This is a genomic window from Ruegeria sp. SAZD011, from assembly GCF_059612545.1.
The window spans coordinates 47,617-64,375 of record NZ_JBXWQU010000023.1 but is presented as its reverse complement, the minus strand read 5'-3'; the positions used below and the strand labels follow the sequence as shown (position 1 = coordinate 64,375).

At 66.4% G+C, this 16,759-nt stretch carries 14 protein-coding genes and 1 pseudogene; 7 read left to right on the top strand and 8 right to left on the bottom strand.

Translation table 11 applies throughout. The features are described from left to right. Positions 1-77: 77 nt before the first annotated feature. On the top strand, positions 78-1,130 hold the full coding sequence (locus AC2FLM_RS11985) for a catalase family protein (protein ID WP_496858156.1): 1,053 nt from the start codon (positions 78-80) through the stop codon (positions 1,128-1,130). A gap of 52 nt (positions 1,131-1,182) precedes the next feature. On the opposite strand, the gene AC2FLM_RS11980 is transcribed toward AC2FLM_RS11985, so the two are convergent. The 3 genes from AC2FLM_RS11980 to AC2FLM_RS11970 are packed head-to-tail and all read right to left on the bottom strand — an operon-like array spanning position 1,183 to position 5,277. Next, complete coding sequence (locus tag AC2FLM_RS11980; protein ID WP_496858154.1) at positions 1,183-2,226, bottom strand: lipocalin-like domain-containing protein; 1,044 nt, start codon at positions 2,224-2,226, stop codon at positions 1,183-1,185. Then, on the bottom strand, positions 2,216-4,630 hold the full coding sequence (locus AC2FLM_RS11975) for an FtsX-like permease family protein (RefSeq protein ID WP_496858152.1): 2,415 nt from the start codon (positions 4,628-4,630) through the stop codon (positions 2,216-2,218). The genes AC2FLM_RS11980 and AC2FLM_RS11975 overlap by 11 nt, the downstream gene beginning before the upstream one ends. Further along, on the bottom strand, positions 4,627-5,277 hold the full coding sequence (locus tag AC2FLM_RS11970) for an ABC transporter ATP-binding protein (protein ID WP_238903797.1): 651 nt from the start codon (positions 5,275-5,277) through the stop codon (positions 4,627-4,629). Before AC2FLM_RS11970 ends, AC2FLM_RS11975 begins: the two co-directional genes overlap by 4 nt. Before the next feature lie 157 nt (positions 5,278-5,434). Between AC2FLM_RS11970 and AC2FLM_RS11965 the strand changes: the two genes are divergently transcribed. Both AC2FLM_RS11965 and AC2FLM_RS11960 read left to right on the top strand, forming a co-directional pair. Further along, entirely contained in the window at positions 5,435-5,740 is a 306-nt protein-coding gene (locus AC2FLM_RS11965; RefSeq protein ID WP_234175700.1) for a hypothetical protein, read from the top strand. A 97-nt stretch (positions 5,741-5,837) separates the two neighbouring features. Beyond that, complete coding sequence (locus AC2FLM_RS11960) at positions 5,838-6,272, top strand: potassium channel family protein (RefSeq protein ID WP_234220121.1); 435 nt, start codon at positions 5,838-5,840, stop codon at positions 6,270-6,272. Here the strand turns inward: AC2FLM_RS11960 and cls are convergent. From cls to AC2FLM_RS11945, 3 genes are read right to left on the bottom strand one after another with little or no spacing between them, the layout of a single operon-like run. Then, positions 6,269-7,681, bottom strand: coding sequence for a cardiolipin synthase (cls, locus tag AC2FLM_RS11955; protein ID WP_496858149.1), 1,413 nt, complete (start codon positions 7,679-7,681; stop codon positions 6,269-6,271). The two genes, AC2FLM_RS11960 and cls, sit on opposite strands and share 4 nt — an antisense overlap. 50 nt (positions 7,682-7,731) lie before the next feature. Then, positions 7,732-8,862, bottom strand: a complete 1,131-nt coding sequence (locus AC2FLM_RS11950) for an acetoin utilization protein AcuC (RefSeq protein WP_496858147.1) — start codon at positions 8,860-8,862, stop codon at positions 7,732-7,734. Further along, on the bottom strand, positions 8,859-9,950 hold the full coding sequence (locus AC2FLM_RS11945; protein ID WP_496858145.1) for an AI-2E family transporter: 1,092 nt from the start codon (positions 9,948-9,950) through the stop codon (positions 8,859-8,861). The genes AC2FLM_RS11950 and AC2FLM_RS11945 overlap by 4 nt, the downstream gene beginning before the upstream one ends. A 152-nt stretch (positions 9,951-10,102) precedes the next feature. On the opposite strand from AC2FLM_RS11945, the gene AC2FLM_RS11940 reads away from it, so the two are divergent. Beyond that, positions 10,103-10,957, top strand: a complete 855-nt coding sequence (locus AC2FLM_RS11940) for a YihY/virulence factor BrkB family protein (RefSeq protein ID WP_234220125.1) — start codon at positions 10,103-10,105, stop codon at positions 10,955-10,957. 353 nt (positions 10,958-11,310) lie between these two features. Here the strand turns inward: AC2FLM_RS11940 and AC2FLM_RS11935 are convergent, their stop codons facing one another. Together AC2FLM_RS11935 and AC2FLM_RS11930 are read right to left on the bottom strand one after the other, a co-directional pair. Continuing rightward, positions 11,311-12,012: an RlmE family RNA methyltransferase gene (locus AC2FLM_RS11935; RefSeq protein ID WP_234145165.1), complete on the bottom strand. Its 702-nt coding sequence runs from the start codon at positions 12,010-12,012 to the stop codon at positions 11,311-11,313. 66 nt (positions 12,013-12,078) lie between these two features. Next, a complete protein-coding gene (locus tag AC2FLM_RS11930; protein WP_496858142.1) occupies positions 12,079-13,191 on the bottom strand; it encodes a Ppx/GppA phosphatase family protein in 1,113 nt (370 codons plus the stop codon). A 169-nt stretch (positions 13,192-13,360) separates the two neighbouring features. Between AC2FLM_RS11930 and AC2FLM_RS11925 the strand changes: the two are divergent. The 3 genes and pseudogenes from AC2FLM_RS11925 (at position 13,361) to AC2FLM_RS11915 (ending at position 16,749) form a co-directional block, all read left to right on the top strand. Continuing rightward, positions 13,361-15,246, top strand: a pseudogene (locus AC2FLM_RS11925) (PhoX family protein). 250 nt (positions 15,247-15,496) lie between these two features. Beyond that, complete coding sequence (locus AC2FLM_RS11920; protein ID WP_011047594.1) at positions 15,497-15,793, top strand: virulence factor; 297 nt, start codon at positions 15,497-15,499, stop codon at positions 15,791-15,793. A 26-nt stretch (positions 15,794-15,819) separates the two neighbouring features. After that, positions 15,820-16,749: a methylenetetrahydrofolate reductase gene (locus AC2FLM_RS11915; protein WP_234166561.1), complete on the top strand. Its 930-nt coding sequence runs from the start codon at positions 15,820-15,822 to the stop codon at positions 16,747-16,749. Positions 16,750-16,759: the final 10 nt, after the last annotated feature.

The following is a 16,759-nucleotide window of genomic DNA, read 5'->3' as shown; positions in this document are numbered from 1 at the left end:
TGGATTTTTCAACCGTCCGTGGTAGCCTTGGCTGTCGGCGCTATTTCGCCGGCAGTTTCTTTGAAGGGTAATTTGACATGACGGATATTCGCGCCGATCTGGGCGAGGCGCCGATCTCGGCCAATGAGGACCAGATCATCGCCGACATCATTCAGGCGAATCTCAAGATGATGGAGGTCGAGGAGAACGGCTTCAAATGGCGGGCCCAGCATCCCAAGGGGCATGGCGCCATTCCGGCCCGCTTCATCGTCGGCCCTGACGTGCCGCAAGCCCATCGCGTGGGGCTGTTTGCGCAACCCGGTGAGTATGCGGCGCTGATCCGGTTTTCCAACGGTACCGAACGGCGCGACGATCCCAAGGGTGGCGATGCCCATGGCATGGCGATCAAGCTTTTCGGCGTGCCGGGCGCGCGGGTCGCGGGGGCGGCGGACGCCAAGGGCACGCTCGATTTCGTGCTGGTCGACAACGAGACCTTTTTCGAGGGCGATCTGAACGAGTATTCCGCCTTCAACGATCTGGTTTCCGAGGTTCTGAATTTTAAACGCAACGGAGACGAGGCGCTTGCCGCAATCGTGAACGGTATCTACTTGAAATTCCTCAAGAAGTATTTCAGCCACGATATCTATGCGGTGGCCCAGAAATTCGGCGATCAGCATCCGACCTCGCCCCTGCGGGCGATTTATTGGAGCACGACACCGTTTCTGCATGGCGATATCGCGGTCAAGCATCGCGTGGTGCCCGATCCCGCGCCCGCGCCGGGAGAGTTGCGCGACGGGGTCGAGGGCGCGGACGGGCTGACCGAGCAATTGCTCGACGGATTGTCGGGCAAGGCAGCGGCCTTTGATTTCTATATCCAGCCGCAAGAGGACGTGGCCGCGCATCCGATCGAGGATCCCAACGTGAACTGGACCGAGAATGGGGCGGGCTGGGTGAAACTGGCGCGGATCGAGATCCCGGCGCTTGACGCGGGCGATGCGGTGGCGCGCGCGGCTCGGGTCGCGGCGGGCGACAGGATGGCCTTTAACCCGTGGAACACGCTGCCCGAACATCGACCGCTGGGTGCTGTGAACCGGGTGCGCAACAAGGTCTACAAGGAGCTTGCCCGCGCCCGCAACGCCGACGGGGTATAGGCCAGAAAGCAGAAGGTCGCGCCCGTCCTCCGCGTTCGGGCGCGATCCTGCTTCACTCGCCCCCGTAGCCCGTCATTTCCAGATAGCCGCGCCCGGCATGGCTGCCGCTGACGCGCACCGGCCCTTCCCAATAGGCAAAAGACGTGCCCATCCACGCCTTCGGGTTCAGCGCCTCGACTGTCACGTCCAGCCCCCGCGCCGGGATCGCCAGCCGCCAGCGCACCGGCACCTCGGGGCCTGCTCCGCTGGGCGCAGTGGCCAATGGCTCGGCGCGGATACTGCCATCGGGCAGGGCGGTCGCGTGCCCATCGGCTCCAATCCATGTTCCGGATGTGAAATCCGTGTCGCCGCGCAAGCGAAAGGCCATGACGCGGCTGCCGTCGTCCAGCACCAGCGAGAACCAGTCCCAGCCGCTCTGATCCTCGGCCAGCGGTTGCGAGGACCATTCCCGGTCGATCCAGGCCTGTCCGGTCACAGGCATCTCTCCGTCGGGCAGGGTCAGGCTGCCCGAAACCTCCAGAAACGGTTGTGAATAGTAATAGCTGGCCTGACCGGCCGCGGATTTGACCGAATAACCGCCCTCGCCATGCAGGACCAGCGGCCCCCTGGCGCGCATGGTCAGGTGATAGGCGAAATCGCTTCCCCCGGCGCGCAGCACCATGTCGCCCCTCATGTCGCCCGCCATCTCCCATTCGTCGATCCAGGCGTGAAAGGGGGTGGCCTGGGCGCCTGCCTGTCCAATGCCGCCCCGCGACAGCCGCTCGGCAAAGAGGTGGCTGTCGGGCGTGGTCACGGCGGCATGTCCCATCCACAGCTGCGGGCTGTGCCAGCCCGGTGCCTCGCCCGGTTTCAGGGCAGAGCGGAACAGCGTCCATTGCAGGCCATAATCACGCCCGTCCGCCCCGGTCAACGTGGCGGTCAGGTACCACCATTCGATGCGGAAATCGGGATGTGGCCCGTGATCGGCGGGAAAGGCGGGGCTGTGCCCGCGCTCTGGCACGGCAAAGCCGTCGGCCTCGGTTCCCAGCCCGGCAAAGCCCTGCGCCAGCGCCGCCCAGGGCCAGAGCAGCAGAAAGACAAGCAGCCTAGCGTTCATTGGCAAAGACCCTCAGCAGGTGGGCGGGTGGCAGGCGGTACAGGCGCAGCGCGGGCAGGGCGGCGGCCAGCGCGCCGGTGGCCAGCGCCAGCCCGATCAGCCGCAGCCAGTCGAGCGGGAACAGATACATCGGCAGCCGCCAGCCAAAGGCCGCCACGTTGATGACTGCCAGCAGAAGCCAGGCCAATACCAGCCCCAGCGGTAAGGCCAGCACTGCCGTCATCGCCGCCAGCGCCACCGCGCGCGCCAGTTCCAGCCGTGCCAGTCGCGCACGGGTCAGCCCCAGAGCCCAGACCGGTGCCAGCTGCGGCAGTCGTTGAGTCCACAGGGTCAGCAGGCTGGTGAGGATGGCAAACCCCGCCACCCCCAATGTCAGGATGTTGAGCGCGCCGGTCACCAGGAATGTCTTTTCAAAGATCGCGCGTGAGCGGGCCTTGAGCGTCTCCTGACGGATCACCGAGCCGGCGGGCAGGTCGAATGTGGCGTCGATCTCATCGGCCAGTCCCTCGGCCCGCTCAGGCGCCAGATGTACGCCGAACCTTGTATTCGGCGTGCCGGGGTAGCGGTCTAGCAACTGCTCCAGCGACACGATGGCCTGACCGGTCGGGTTGCCGTAATCGGAATAGACGGCGGCGACAGGCAGGCTCCAGCCAGGAGCAAGCTCGACATTGTCGCCGGGCCAGAGCGCTTCGCGCCGCGCCATCTGTTCGTTGATCAGCGCCGCTTCTCCGCGCATCACCCGGTCCCAGTCCTGCGCGCTGCGCGCGATCAGCGGCCAGTGGGTGCGATAGCTCGGGTGATCGACGATGCCATAGACGAACAGCGGCATGCCTGCGCGGTCGATCTCGGTCGAGCGGATCGGCAGCACCGCATCGGCGCGCGGTTCCAGCCAGTCCGCTAACGCGGCGCCCTGCGCATCGTCGCGGGCGGTGACATAAAGGGTCGAGGTCAGCCGCTGGTCAAGCCAGCCGTCGAAGGTGAGGCGAAAGCTCGCCACCATGGTTCCTACGCCGATATTGGCGGCCAGTGCCAGCAGCAGCGCCATCAGCGCAAGTGACAGGCCGGGCAGCTGTGCCCGCATGTCGGACCACAGCCATTCTGCAACCGGGCCACGCGCCCGCGCAGCGCCGATCGTCAGCAGAACCGAGAGGGTCGGCGGCAGCGTCAGCGCGGCGGCCATCAGCACCGCGCCCAACAGGACAAAACCGCCGATCAGCCCGCCGCTCAGCGCAAAGCCCGCCAGCCCACCCAGCAACAGCGCCAGCGCCAGCAGCAGCTGGGTCCGGGCGCGCGGGCGCCCGCTGCCCCAGGCGCGCTGCCCGGGAGCGGCCAGGATCGGCATGCGCGCCAGTCGCCACAGCGCCTGCGCGCTGGCCAGCAGGGTGCCCGCCACCGCCATGCCAAGGCCCGACAGCAGCCAGACGGGCCTGAGTTCCAGTGCGCCCGAGACCGGCGCGCCGTAGAGACCGCGTAGCGTGGCGGCCACGTCCGGCAGCAGGGCGGCGGCCACCACATAGCCCAGCACCAGCCCCGCCGCGCCGCCCAGCAGCGCCAGCAGGCACAGCTCGGCCAGCAGCAGCCGGGTCAACAGCCGCAGCGGCAGGCCCAGCGCGCGCAGCGTGCGGATAAGGCCGCGCCGCTGTTCAAACGCCAGCCCGACCGCGCCATGCACGATGAACAGGCCCACCACGAAGGAGAGCAGCCCAAAGGCGGTGAGGTTGAGGTGAAAACTGTCGGTCAGCCGCGCGATGTCCTTGGCGCCGGATGCCGGTTGGCGGATCAGGTCGGGCGCGATCTCGGCCAGAGGGGTGCGGCGCAGCGGCTGCTCGGGCAGGACCAGCAGATGCGAGATCTGGCCGGGACGGTTCAGCAGCGTCTCGGCGGTGCCGATATCGGTCAGCATCGTGTCGGGGGGCAGGGCGGTGGTCGCGACCACGGGCGGCAGGCCGGGTTCACCCTGCAAGGTCAGCGCCAGCCCTGGCGCGGCAAACAGACGTCCGGGCGCGGTCAGCGCCTCGACCGGGGCGATTTCGGCGGCGGCGGCGCTTTCGGCGATGGCGGGCAGGTCGGGATAGGTCAGAAGGTCGATGCCGGTCACCGCCACCGCACGCAGGCCCAGCCGCATCTCGCCTTCGAGAACCGCCGCCACCTGCCACCCTGTCCGTCGCAGCGCAAGATAGTCATCAAGCGTCAGGGCCGCCCCGTCCGCACGGCGCAGGCGGTCCAGTCCGCCAGCGCCGATCTGGTTGGCGGCCTGTGCGTAAGAGGCGCGCGCCTCACCGTTGATGGCCTGCACCGCCGACCACAGACCGGTGGCCAGCGCCACGCCCAGAAGCAGCGTCACCAGTTGCACCGGATGGCGCCGCCAATGCGACCCCAGCGCCAGAAGCGCGGCGCCGATCACGCCGCCACCCGCCCGCCGGTCAGATGCGCGCGCCGGTCCAGCCGGGCGGCGATGGCCTGCGAATGGGTCACCAAAAGCAGCGCCGTGCCGCTGTCGCGCACCAGGTCCAGCATCAGGTCCAGCACGGTGCCGGCGGCGGTCTCGTCGAGGTTGCCGGTCGGCTCGTCCGCCAGCAACAGTTTCGGGCGCCCCGCCATGGCCCGCCCGATGGCGACCCGCTGTTGCTGCCCGCCCGACAGCTGCTCGGGATAGCGTTCGGTCAGATCGCCCAGCCCCAGCCGCGCGGTGATCTCTTTCAGCCAATCGGCATCCAGCCGACCGGCCAGCCGCGCCTGGAACGAGAGGTTCTGTGCCACGGTCAGCGCCGGGATCAGGTTGAACTGCTGGAACACCAGCGCCACGTGGTCGCGCCGCAGCGCCGCCCGGCCCGCATCGTCAAGCCGCGACAACGCCACCCCGTCCAGAATGATCTCGCCGCTGTCGAACCCGTCCAGCGCGCCGGTCAGGTTCAAGAGCGTGCTCTTGCCGCTGCCACTTTCGCCGGTCAGCGCCAGGCTCTGCCCCCGATCCAGCGTGATCGAGGCGCCGCGCAGCACCGGGCGGCCGCCTGGATAGGTCTTGGTCACGGTATCGACGGTCAGAAGCATGGGCGCGCGGCCTCCGGGCAGTTATGGGTCAGAGAATGGTCCGTCCACCGCCGCTGTCCAGCCCCAAGCCGCGATGGCCACCTTTCGCCGCAGGACACGGGTCGCGATTGCAATCGGTCGCACGCGGCCCCATGTGCAAAGGGTCAGGAGCCGTTTCATGTTCAGAACTACCCTTTTGCTTGCTGTCCTCGCCGCCGCGCCCGCCTTGGCACAGGACCGCGCCGCCCTTTGCCATGAGAGGGCGCTGAAACAGGCGGGTATCCGTGACACCGAATGGTCGCAGGGGCGCACGACACTGCGCCTTGGAGGGTCGGTGGGCGTGGGTGTGTCGCGCTCCTCGGGGCCCGCGACGCAGGGGGCGCCGGCCTATGCCGGGTCGGCTGCATCGGAGCGATTCGAGGAAAAGCGGCGCAAGAAGATCTACACCCGGACCTACGACGACTGCATGGCGCAGACGCGCTGAGCGTGACGCCGCGGCCTGAGGGGGCGGCGGGGTTGCACCCACTGGCCAGCACCGTCATCCTGCGCCCGGAGCGAACAGGCGCAAAGGCGGGGAACCGATGACACTCTTGCAACAGATCATGTGGGGCAGCCTGTATCTGGGCCTGTGTTTCGTGGTCGAGGTTCTGCTGCTGGTCTGGTGTACCTTGCTGCTCGTGCGGCTTGCGGCGCGGCTGCGGCATCTGTCGCAGGCGATGCGGACGGCGGCAGTGATGTCGGTCTCGCTGGTCTTTATCGTGTTGGCCCATACCTTGCAGGTCTGGCTCTGGGCCGGGGTCTGGATCTGGAGCGATGTTCTGGTCGACTGGAACGAGGCGCTCTATTTCTCGCTCGTTACCTATACCACGCTGGGCTATGGCGACATCGTGCTGGGGCCGGGGCTGCGCATCTTTGCGGCCTTTGCGGCGGTGGCGGGGCTGCTGACCTTTGGCTTGTCGACCGCCTATCTGGTGGCGCTGATGACCCGTGTCTTTGAAGGGCGGTTGCCGCGCTAGAGGATCGGGGCAAACAGCCGTGCCAGCGGCGCGCCATAGCGGATGAACGCCGGCTGCGCCTCCAGGCTGCGCGTCAGCTCGGTACTGCTGGCAAAATCATGCTCCAGCATGGCCGCCACCTGCGCGGCCACGGTAGCGTCAAAGAACAGCGCCATCGCCTCGAAATTCAGGCGGAAGGACCGGTTGTCCAGGTTGGTTGTGCCCACGGCGGCGATGGTGTCATCGACCACGAACACCTTTTGATGCAGGAATCCGTCGGTATAGCGCATCACGCGCACCCCGGCCTCGCGCACCTCGTCGAAATAGGCGAAGGCCGCCAGCCAGGGGATGGTGTGGTCGGCCTCGTCGGGTACCAGAAGGCGCACATCGACCCCGCGCAGGGCGGCATGTTTCAGCGCCGCCAGAATGTCGAGATCGGGTACGAAATAGGGCGAGGCGATCCAGAACCGGCGCTGTGCCGCGGTGATCGCGGCAAAGAACATCATGGCGCCGCTCTCGGTCCGGTCACCGGGGCCGGTGGCGACGATCAGGGCATTTGCATCCTGCTGGGCCAGTCGGGTATCCCAAATGAGAAGATCAAGCAGGTCCTCGCCCCGCGCCCAGTGCCAGTCCTCGGCAAAGACCAACTGGAGTTGCAGGACAGAAGGACCGGTGATTTCCACATGAGTATCACGCCAACGGCCCATCGCCGGGTCCTGGCCCAGATATTCGATGCCCACATTGTGGCCGCCGATATATCCGGTATGCCCATCCACCACGACCGTCTTGCGATGGTTGCGATAGTTGACCTGAAACCGGGTGTTGGGACCGCGCTGCTTGCGCGGGTCGGCTATGTCGATACCGGCGGCGCGCAGATCCTCGACATAGCTGTCCGACAAACGGTAGCTGCCGATGGCGTCGGTGAGGAAGCGCACCTTGACCCCGCGCCGGGCCGCCGCGATCAGCCGGTCGCGCAGTTCCAGCCCCAGATCGTCGTCGCGCACGATATAGAATTGGATCAGCACATAGTGGCGCGCGGCATCGATGGCGGCAAAGAGCGCGGCAAATGTGGCCTCGCCATCGACCAGCAGCCGGGCGCCATTGCCCCGGCTCACCGCCATATGGGCGATCTTTTCAAAAGGGCGGGTGTTGACCATCACGCGGTCGGGATCGGGGGCGGTGGCATCGGCATGGGCGCGCAGCCCGGCCACCACCCGCTCACTCTCGCGCCGCGCGATGCGGTAGCCGCGAAACCGGTGATGGCCAAGGAACAGGTAGAGCGGCACCGAGGCCCAGGGCAGGGTGAGCAGGAACACCACCCAGCCGACCGCGCCCTGCGGTGTGCGCGCGGTGCGCGCTGCCTGCACCGCGCAGACGATCGATGCCCCGTAGAGGCAGAACACGATCAGCGACAGAAGAGCGGTCCACATGTCAAAGCCTTAGCAGGCGCACGCGCGTTGGCATAGCCCCGGATGCCGGTTCAGACCTCGGCCCGCATCCGGTGTTCCAGCTGGAGCAGGTCTGCGCGCAGCTCAGGCCGGATCGGGCCGGGGCGCGGCGTGTCGGCCAGCGTGGTGAACCAGGTCTCGGGGCGGGGCGCGTGGCGTTGCCGCTGCCACGTGAGGCCGCGCAGCACCGCCTCCGCCTCAGGCGGCAGGCGGTCGGGGATCTCGGCGCCGCTGAGCGTGGCCCAGACCCCGGTCCAGGCGCGCGCCACGCTCCACGGGTTGTAGCCGCCGCCGCCCAGCACCAGCAGGCGCGGGCAGAGTGCCGCCAGCGCCCGCACCGTGTCCCGGTGCGCGCAGTTGGACAGCGCCAGCCGCGACAGCGGGTCCTCGGCCACCGCATCGGCGCCGCATTGCAACACAACCGCGTCGGGGCGGAAACCGGAGACCGCAGGCAGGATCAAGTGATCTAGGATTAGCGCGAACTCGCTGTCATTGAGATCGCGTGCCACCGGCAGGTTCAGCGCCGCGCCGCCCGCGTCCTCCTCGAGCGCGCCGGTAAAGGGCCAGCGCCGCGCCTCGTGGACCGAGATCATGCGCACCGTCTGAGACCCGTGAAAGGCCGAGGCGACCCCGTCGCAATGATGCGCGTCGATATCGACATAGGCGACGCGGGTGCAGCCCAGCCGTTGCAGCGCCAGGATCGCCAGCACCGGGTCATTGAGATAGCAGAAGCCGCCCGCGCGGTCGGCAAAGCCGTGATGCGTGCCGCCGCCGGGGTTGAACACGCGATGGCCCTGCGCCACCAGTTCGGCCCCCAAGAGCGAGCCGCCCGCCGCCGTGGCCGGGCGCCGGAACATCTCTGCAAAGACCGGGTTGGGCAGGGTGCCCAACCCGTGGCGGGTGCGGGTCTCCTCGCTCACCGCCTGTTCAGCCTCGGCCCGTTGCAGCGCGGCGATATAGTCGGGCGTGTGAAACGCGGTGAGCGCGGCCGGACGCGCGCGCGGGCTGGTGCGGTATTGGCCCGGTGCGAACCAGCCCAGCGCCCGGCATAGATCAATCACGGTGGACACGCGCGGGATCGCCAGCGGATGCACCGCGCCATAGGTCGAGCGACGATAGATCTCGGAACCGATGAACAGGGCCTCGGGCAGGGGGGCTGTCACGCGTTTGGGCCCTGCGCCTCGGGGTGGCCGTCCTTGGACATCAGCACCGCCACCGGCCGCAGCGCGGGGACATGGCGGAACACGATCAGCATGCAGACCGTGAGCGGCACGCTGAGAAAGGCACCGATCAGCCCCCAGACCGCCGTCCAGAAGGTCAGCGCCAGGATCACCATGAAGGTGGACATGTTCAGCGACCGCCCCAACAGCGCCGGGTCGAGGAAATTGCCGATCAGGAATTGCACCGTGCCGCAAAAGAAAACGATGACCAGAAAGGGCGTGATGGTGTCGAACTGCACCAGCGAGGCAAGCGCCGGAAAGATCACCGCCACGATAGACCCGATCGAGGGAATGAAGTTCAGCGCGAATGTCAGCACCGCCCAGGTCTCGGCAAATTCCAGACCCAGCAGCGTGAATACGGCATAGCTGATGCCGGCGGTCAGCAGGCTGACGAATGTCTTGACGCCCAGATAGCTTTGCAGATTGTGCGAGATCGCCTCCATCACCTGGCTCATGTCCCGGCCCAGTTGGGGGTCACGGGCCGCCAGCAGCAGCTTGATTCCAAGCACCCGCCGCTCGGCCAGCAGGAACGCCACATAGAGCGAGACCAGCAGGAAAGTGTTGAGCAGCGAGGTGGCGCTGCCCAGCGCCGTTCGGGTCAGGGCCGACAGGTCGATGCGGATCAGGTTGTCGCGCACGAACCCGGTGACCTCTTCGCCCAAGAGCGCGGCAACCCGGGTCACCGCCTCGTCAAAGGCATTCTCGTAACTTGCGATGGCGCGGGCGAATTGCGTGGCCTGCCCCCCGATCACCGCGATCATGACGAAGAGACCGGCAAGAACCACCGTGATCCCCGCAAGCGTGGTCAGCCAGACCGGCGCGCCGGTCGCGGCATGGACCCGGTCGCTGATCGCGGTGACCAGAACATAGACCAGAAAGGCCAGCGCCAGCGGGATCAGAAATCCCGCTCCGGCATAAAGCGCCAGTACGGCCAGTGCCAGCAGGATGGCAATGTCGCGCAACTGGGCCAGCTGCGGGCGCGTCGGGGCGGGGGCGGGATCGGGCTGTGACATGTCGCGGCCATGTTGCACGGACCTGCTCCCGGCTGCAATCGCGGACACCATGGCGGACGGGCAGGGCCGACCGTGCTCAGCGATGCGTCATTGGCGCGGAAGGGACCTTCGGTACCCGCGCGACCGTGGCACGGCTGGAACCCGGTACCGCCAGCGGCTAGATTGCCCCCATGACGCGTCCGGCGAATCCCTCTCTTTCCCTGCCGCTGCGCGCGGTCTGGCTGGCGTTGAGCCGGTTTCAGGCCAAAAGCGGTTTCGTCATGAGCAGCCATGTCGCGATGTCGATGATGATGGCGCTGTTTCCTTTCATCCTCTTCACCGTGGCGCTGGCGGGCAGTCTCAGCCAGAATCTGGTGACAGATGACCTGATCCAACTGATCTTTGGCACCTGGCCCGAACAGGTTGCCACCCCCATCGTGGCCGAGCTGAACGCGGTGCTGGAGGGTGCGAATTCGCGCGTCATGACGCTGGGTGGCGTGCTGGCGGTCTATTTTGCCTCGAACGGGGTGGATGCGGTGCGCGAGGCGATGTCGCGGGCCTATCACGACGCGGAAACGCGGCCCTTCTGGAAGACCCGGCTGCTGTGCATCGGGATCGTGGTGGGGGGCGGCGCCATCGTGCTGGCGGTGGCCGCGTTCGAGGTGGTGATGCCGATCTATACGCGGCTGGTCACCGAGGCCCTGCCGGGAGAGGCGCCGGACTGGCTGTCGGTCGAACGGCTGAGCTGGATTTTCGTGGTTGCGATGCCGGCGGGCGCGGTTCTGGCCTGCCATGCGCTCTTGCCCGCGCGGCGGCATCCGCTCAGGCGGATCCTGCCGGGGGTGGTGCTGACGCTAGTGCTCTGGGCCGGTTGCGGCTGGGGTTTCTCGCTCTATATCGCCAATTTCGCCAGCTATTCAGCGACCTATGCCGGGTTGGCGGGGGCGATGGCGGCGCTGATCTTTCTGTATCTGAATGCCGCGATCCTGATCCTGGGGGCCGAGTTCAACGGGGCGTTGATGGATCTGGCGCAGGACGCGGGCTGAAGGGGCTGCCCCGAAGCGGCCCCGATTGCGCCATCGGAACGGCCAACCCGCGTGGCAGGATGAGCGTTCCGGGGACATCAGGTTCCGGCTGCCGGAGAGATCGTATGCCCGCAATCCGCGACAACACGAGACATGACCGCCTGTTCGCCTTGCTGCACCAGCAGAACCGAGCCGGAGCGGTCTGTGACAGGCTGTACCCCCAGGCGCTGACTGCCGGCGATGCGCTGCGCCTTCAGTCGCGTGCTGCGGCATCGTTTCAACCGCAGCGACTGAATTCAGGGTATTTGCGCGCGGCAGGAGCCGGAAAACAGGTGTTTTCCGGGCCGTTTTCCGTCACGGAAAACGGCGCCCGCCTAGCCGCGAAAGCCGGTGGCCACCACAAACTTTTCGGAACTGTCCGACCGTGAGGCGGGTGGTTTCACGTTGGCGACCTTGGTGAATTTCTGCTTGAGCAGTTTTTGCAGGTCGCCCTCGGCCCCCCCGGCCAGTACCTTGGCCACAAAGGTTCCGCCCTCTTCGAGCACGTCAAAGGCCAGATAGGCCGCCGCCTCGCACAGCGCGATGATCCGCAGGTGATCGGTCTGCTTGTGGCCCGAAGACGAGGCCGCCATGTCCGACATCACCACATCCGCCTTGCCGCCCAGCCACTCCTTGATCCGGTCATCGGCACCGTCGTCGAGGAAATCGAGCTGATGGATCTCGGCCCCCGCGATCGGTTCGACCTCTTGCAGGTCGATGCCCAGCACCCGGCCCACGCGCTTGTCGCTGCGCTCGCCCAGCGCGTTGACACGTTTGACCGCCACCTGACACCAGCCGCCGGGGGCGCAACCCAGATCGACCACCCGCGCACCCGGCACAAGAAAGCGGAACTTGTCGTCCAGTTCGAGAATCTTGAAGGCCGCGCGCCCGCGATAGCCTTCGGCCTGCGCCCGCTTGACATAGGGGTCGTTCAACTGGCGTTGCAGCCAGCGGGTCGAGCTGAGCTTGCGCCCGCGGGCGGTCTTGACCTTGACCTTGAGGTCACGCTGTCCGCGTCCGGATGTGTTCTTTGCCATGTCGTCTGGCCTCTCTTTCGCTCTGGGCGATACGGCGATTGGCCGCCGGATTCAAGCCGGACACGCCTAGAACGGTCCATCCTCCAGTACCCCGTCGGCGCTCATCTGCGCGTAGAGCAAGCCTTCGCGCAGGCCCCGGTCGGCCACCGACAGCCGGTTGGTGGGCCAGCATCGAAGCAGCGCCTGAAGAATGGCCGAACCCGACATGATCAGCGCATGGCGGTCTTCGCCGATGCGCGGGTCGCGGCGGCGTCCCTGCGGACCCAGGTCCAGATAACCCCGGATCACCTTGTCGATCTGCTCGCTGGTCATGCGCAGCCCGTCGACCTTGGTCCGGTCATACCGTTTCAGCCCCAGATGGCTCGCCGCCACCGTGGTGACGGTGCCACTGGTGCCGACGATCTGGAACCGGTCACGCCCCAGCTGGCTGCTATAGGGCACGAAATCGGCCAGCTGCTCTTCGAAGAACCAGCTCATCAGCGCAAAGCGCGCAGAATCATCTTCGACATCGTTGAACTGGTCGCGCAGGGTCGCGACCCCCAGCGGCACGCTGATCCAGTCCACCACCTTGGCGGCGGGAAAGGGGCTCTCGGGCGGGTGAAACCCCGCGTGCAGCCGCATGATGGCCGAGGGTCGGTCACGGCGCGGCACCGAAGTGAGGTCGATCCAGACCAGCTCGGTCGAGCCACCGCCGATATCCACCACCAACAGCTGCTCCGAGCGGGTCGAGACCAGCGGCGCGCAGGAGATCACTGCCAGCCGGGCCTCTTCCTCGGGCTGGATGATTTCAAGTGTCAGGCCGGTCTCGCGCCGCACGTCGCGGATGAACTCGCGCGCGTTCTTGGCGCGGCGGCAGGCTTCGGTCGCGACCAGCCGCATCCGGTGCACCTTGTTGCGCTTGATCTTCTGCTGGCAGATGCGCAGCGCCTGAATGGTGCGCGCCATCGACGAACGAGACAAACGCCCCGTGCGTTCCAGCCCGGCCCCGAGCTGGACGGATTTCGAGAAGCTGTCGACCACATGGAAACCGCTGCCCTTGGGCTGGGCGATCAGCATGCGGCAACTGTTTGTACCAAGATCGAGCGCCGCATAAAGGGCGTCCGGATCCGGCCGGTTCGGCGCGGGGCTTTCGACCGCTTTCGGGAACGCGCCCGCACCTTTGGGACGCTTGGGCGCCATGTTTCACGCCCTCCGATTTCGTGTTAGCCTGAACCTAGGATCCGATCCGGCGCGGCGCAAGAGATTTCCCTGCGATCAGGGGCAGAACCGTCACACAGGTTTAACACTCCCATGCGACAGCATCCGCGATCGCCGGCCCTCGTGCCGGTCCGGATTCTGCTGGCAAGCCATGGAGCACGCTGTGAAAAACGACGCTACCCTGACATTCGACGAATTTGACGAGGCGGTGAACCCGCGCCCCGAGGACTGCGATTTCGACCATGTGGTCGAAGAGGCGCTGTCGCGCCGCGGCTTCCTGGGCGGGGTGCTGGCAATGGGCGGGTTTGCCGCCCTTGGCGGTGCGGTTCTGCCGCGTGGGGCCGAGGCTGCGACCAACCGCTTTGCCTTCGAGGCGGTGGCCGCCTCGACCGCCGACGAGATCGTCGTGCCCAAGGGGTTCAAGGCCGAGATTCTGGTGCGCTGGGCCGACCCGCTGTGGTCTGATGGCGTGGCCTTCGATCAGGCGACGCGCGGCACCGCCGCCAGCCAGGCGCGCGCCTTTGGCGACAATACCGACGGGATGGAGGTGTTCCATCACCAGGGCCGCACGCTGCTGGTGGTGAACAACGAATACACCAACCGCGAGATCATCTGGGGCAACCGCGCCGACGGCAAGGCCGAGACCGATGACGACGTGGAAAAGGGCCTGCTGGCCCATGGCGTGACCGTGGTCGAAGTGGCCCATGACGGCAGCCGTTGGCAGGTGGTCACCGACAGCCCCTATAACCGCCGCATCACGCCGCGTACCGAGATGGCGCTGACCGGCCCCGCCGCAGGCCACGACCTGATGAAGACCGCCGCCGATCCGACCGGTACGGTGACCTTCGGCACCTGGAACAACTGTGGTTCAGGCAAGACCCCATGGGGCACCTATCTGGCCTGCGAAGAGAATTTCAACGGTTACTTCTCCGCCTCTGACGAGGCGCATGAGGTCTCAGCCGAACTTGCACGCTATGGTGTCTCGGCCAAGGACTGGGGCTATGGCTGGGCGCGGGTGGATGAGCGCTTTGACGTCGCAAAGAGCCCCAACGAGCCCAACCGTGCCGGCTACGTGGTCGAGATCGACCCGCGTGACCCGAATTCGACCCCCAAGAAGCGCACCGCGCTGGGCCGGTTCAAGCACGAGAATGCCGAATGTGTCGTCAATCGCGACGGGCGACTTGTGATCTATATGGGCGATGACGAGCGGGGTGAGTTCCTGTACCGCTATGTCTCGGACGGGGTCTATGCCGCCGGTGTCGATACCGACGCGCTGATGGAAAATGGCACGCTTTACGCGGCCAGGTTCGACGCCTCGGGCAAGGGCATGTGGCTGGCGCTGACGCCCGAGGCCACCGGTATGAGCCAGGCCGAGATCTGTATCCATACCCGGATCGCGGCCTCGAAACTGGGCGCCACCACCATGGACCGCCCCGAATGGGTCACGGCCAATCCGAACGCGGACGAGGTCTATTGCGCGCTGACCAACAACAAGAACCGCGGCGTCAAACCGAACAAGGGTGGCGACGAGACCCCGGCCGAGGGGCCCAATCCGCGCGAAAAGAACAACTATGGCCAGATCGTGCGCTGGCGCCCCGAAGGCGGCGACCACACCGCCGAAGGGTTCGATTGGGATCTGCGGGCAATCCGACGGTGCATTCCGACACTTACGCCGGGTCGGAAAACGTCAACGCGGGCAACATGTTCAACTCGCCTGACGGGCTGGCATTCGACAGCAACGGGCTGCTCTGGATCCAGACCGACGGCAAGTATTCGAACGAGGGCGACTTTGCCGGTCATGGCAACAACCAGATGCTGGCGGGCGATCCGGTGACCGGTGAGATCCGCCGCTTTCTGGTCGGCCCGCGCGAGGCCGAGATCACCGGCCTGTGCTGGTCGGGCGACCGCCGCACCATGTTCGTGGGCGTGCAGCACCCGGGCGAGGATGGCGACAGCCACTGGCCCGATGGTGGTGACAGCGTGCCGCGCTCGGCGATCATCGCCGTCACGCGCGAGGATGGCGGCCTGATCGGCTGATACAGCTCACTTTGCAAACCAGAGCCCCGGGCGCCGCAAGGCCCCGGGGTTTTTCGTGACATGATCGCGGCTCATCATCTTGCTGAAGAATTCGGGCGGGCGCGGGCGCGCGATCCGGGTTAAGCCCTGTTGCGCGGAAGGTCCGAAAACGACAAAGGTCGCTGCACATCGCGCACGTGTCGAAATCGGACCGACCCCGCCCCATATTGACCGCTAGAACCGGCTCACCGGATCAGGAGGAATCGACTGCATGCCCGAGGTTACCATCGTCTACTGGCGGGACATCCCGGCTCAGGTCATTGTCGGCAAAGGCCGCCGCGGCGCCAAGCGTCAGTTGGAGGAGCGGTTCGAGCAGGCCATCGACCGCGCCGCGATGAAAGTGGGCGCGCAGGACACCGATGCCTATCTGGCCGAGTGGCGCAAGGCCGAACCTTACGAGGTCGCCGGTGACCCGGCGGATATCGTCGAGGCCGAGGCCCAGCGTCTGGAACGGGAATACGATCGCGACCGGATCAAGGCGCTGATCGCAAACGACGGTTGGGCATGAGCCCTCAGAGCATATGGGAGGCCGTGATGGCTTTGCTGAACTTCAAGAAACGCGAGACGGTCGAAAACGGCCCCGTGAACCCCACCGTCGAGGCCTTTCTCAAGGATTACTCGATCGAGGTGATGCCGCGCACCGCGGAAAAGGTCGAGGATTTCCGCGCCCTGCTGCCCGAGGGCACCCGCGTCTATATCGCCCATATCGAGGGCACGCCGATCGAGGACATGGTAGCAACTGCCAAGCGGCTGGCCGCCGAGGGCTATCCGGTCATGCCGCATTTCCCGGCGCGTATCATCAAGGACGCAAAGACGCTGGAAAACTGGATCGCCATGTACCAGGGCGAAGCCGGGGTCGAGCAGGCGCTGCTGCTTGCAGGGGGCGTGGCAGAGCCGCATGGCGACTTCCACTGCTCGATGCAACTGATGGAAACCGGCCTGTTTGACAAGGCAGGGTTCAAGCGTCTGCACGTCGCGGGCCACCCCGAGGGCAACAAGGATATCGACCCCAAGGGCGGCGATGCCAACGTGATGGACGCGCTGCGCTGGAAGCAGAAGTTCAACGAGACCACCGATGCCCAGATGGCGCTGGCCACCCAGTTCTGTTTCGAGGCCAAGCCGATCATCGCCTGGGCCAACGGGCTCAAGGATGCCGGCATCGACCTGCCGATCCATATCGGCATCGCCGGTCCGGCCAAGCTGCAGACCCTGATCAAGTTCGCCATCGCCTGCGGCGTCGGCCCCTCGCTGAAAGTGCTGCAAAAGCGCGCGATGGACGTGTCCAAGCTGCTGCTGCCTTATGAACCCAATGATGTCGTGACCGAACTGGCCGCCCACAAGGCCGCCAACCCCGATTTCAACATCACCAATGTGCACTTCTTCCCGCTGGGCGGCATCAAGACCAATGCCACCTGGGCGATCAATAACGGCGGTGCCAGCACCCGCCCCGTAAACCCGACCTGAAAGGCCAGAC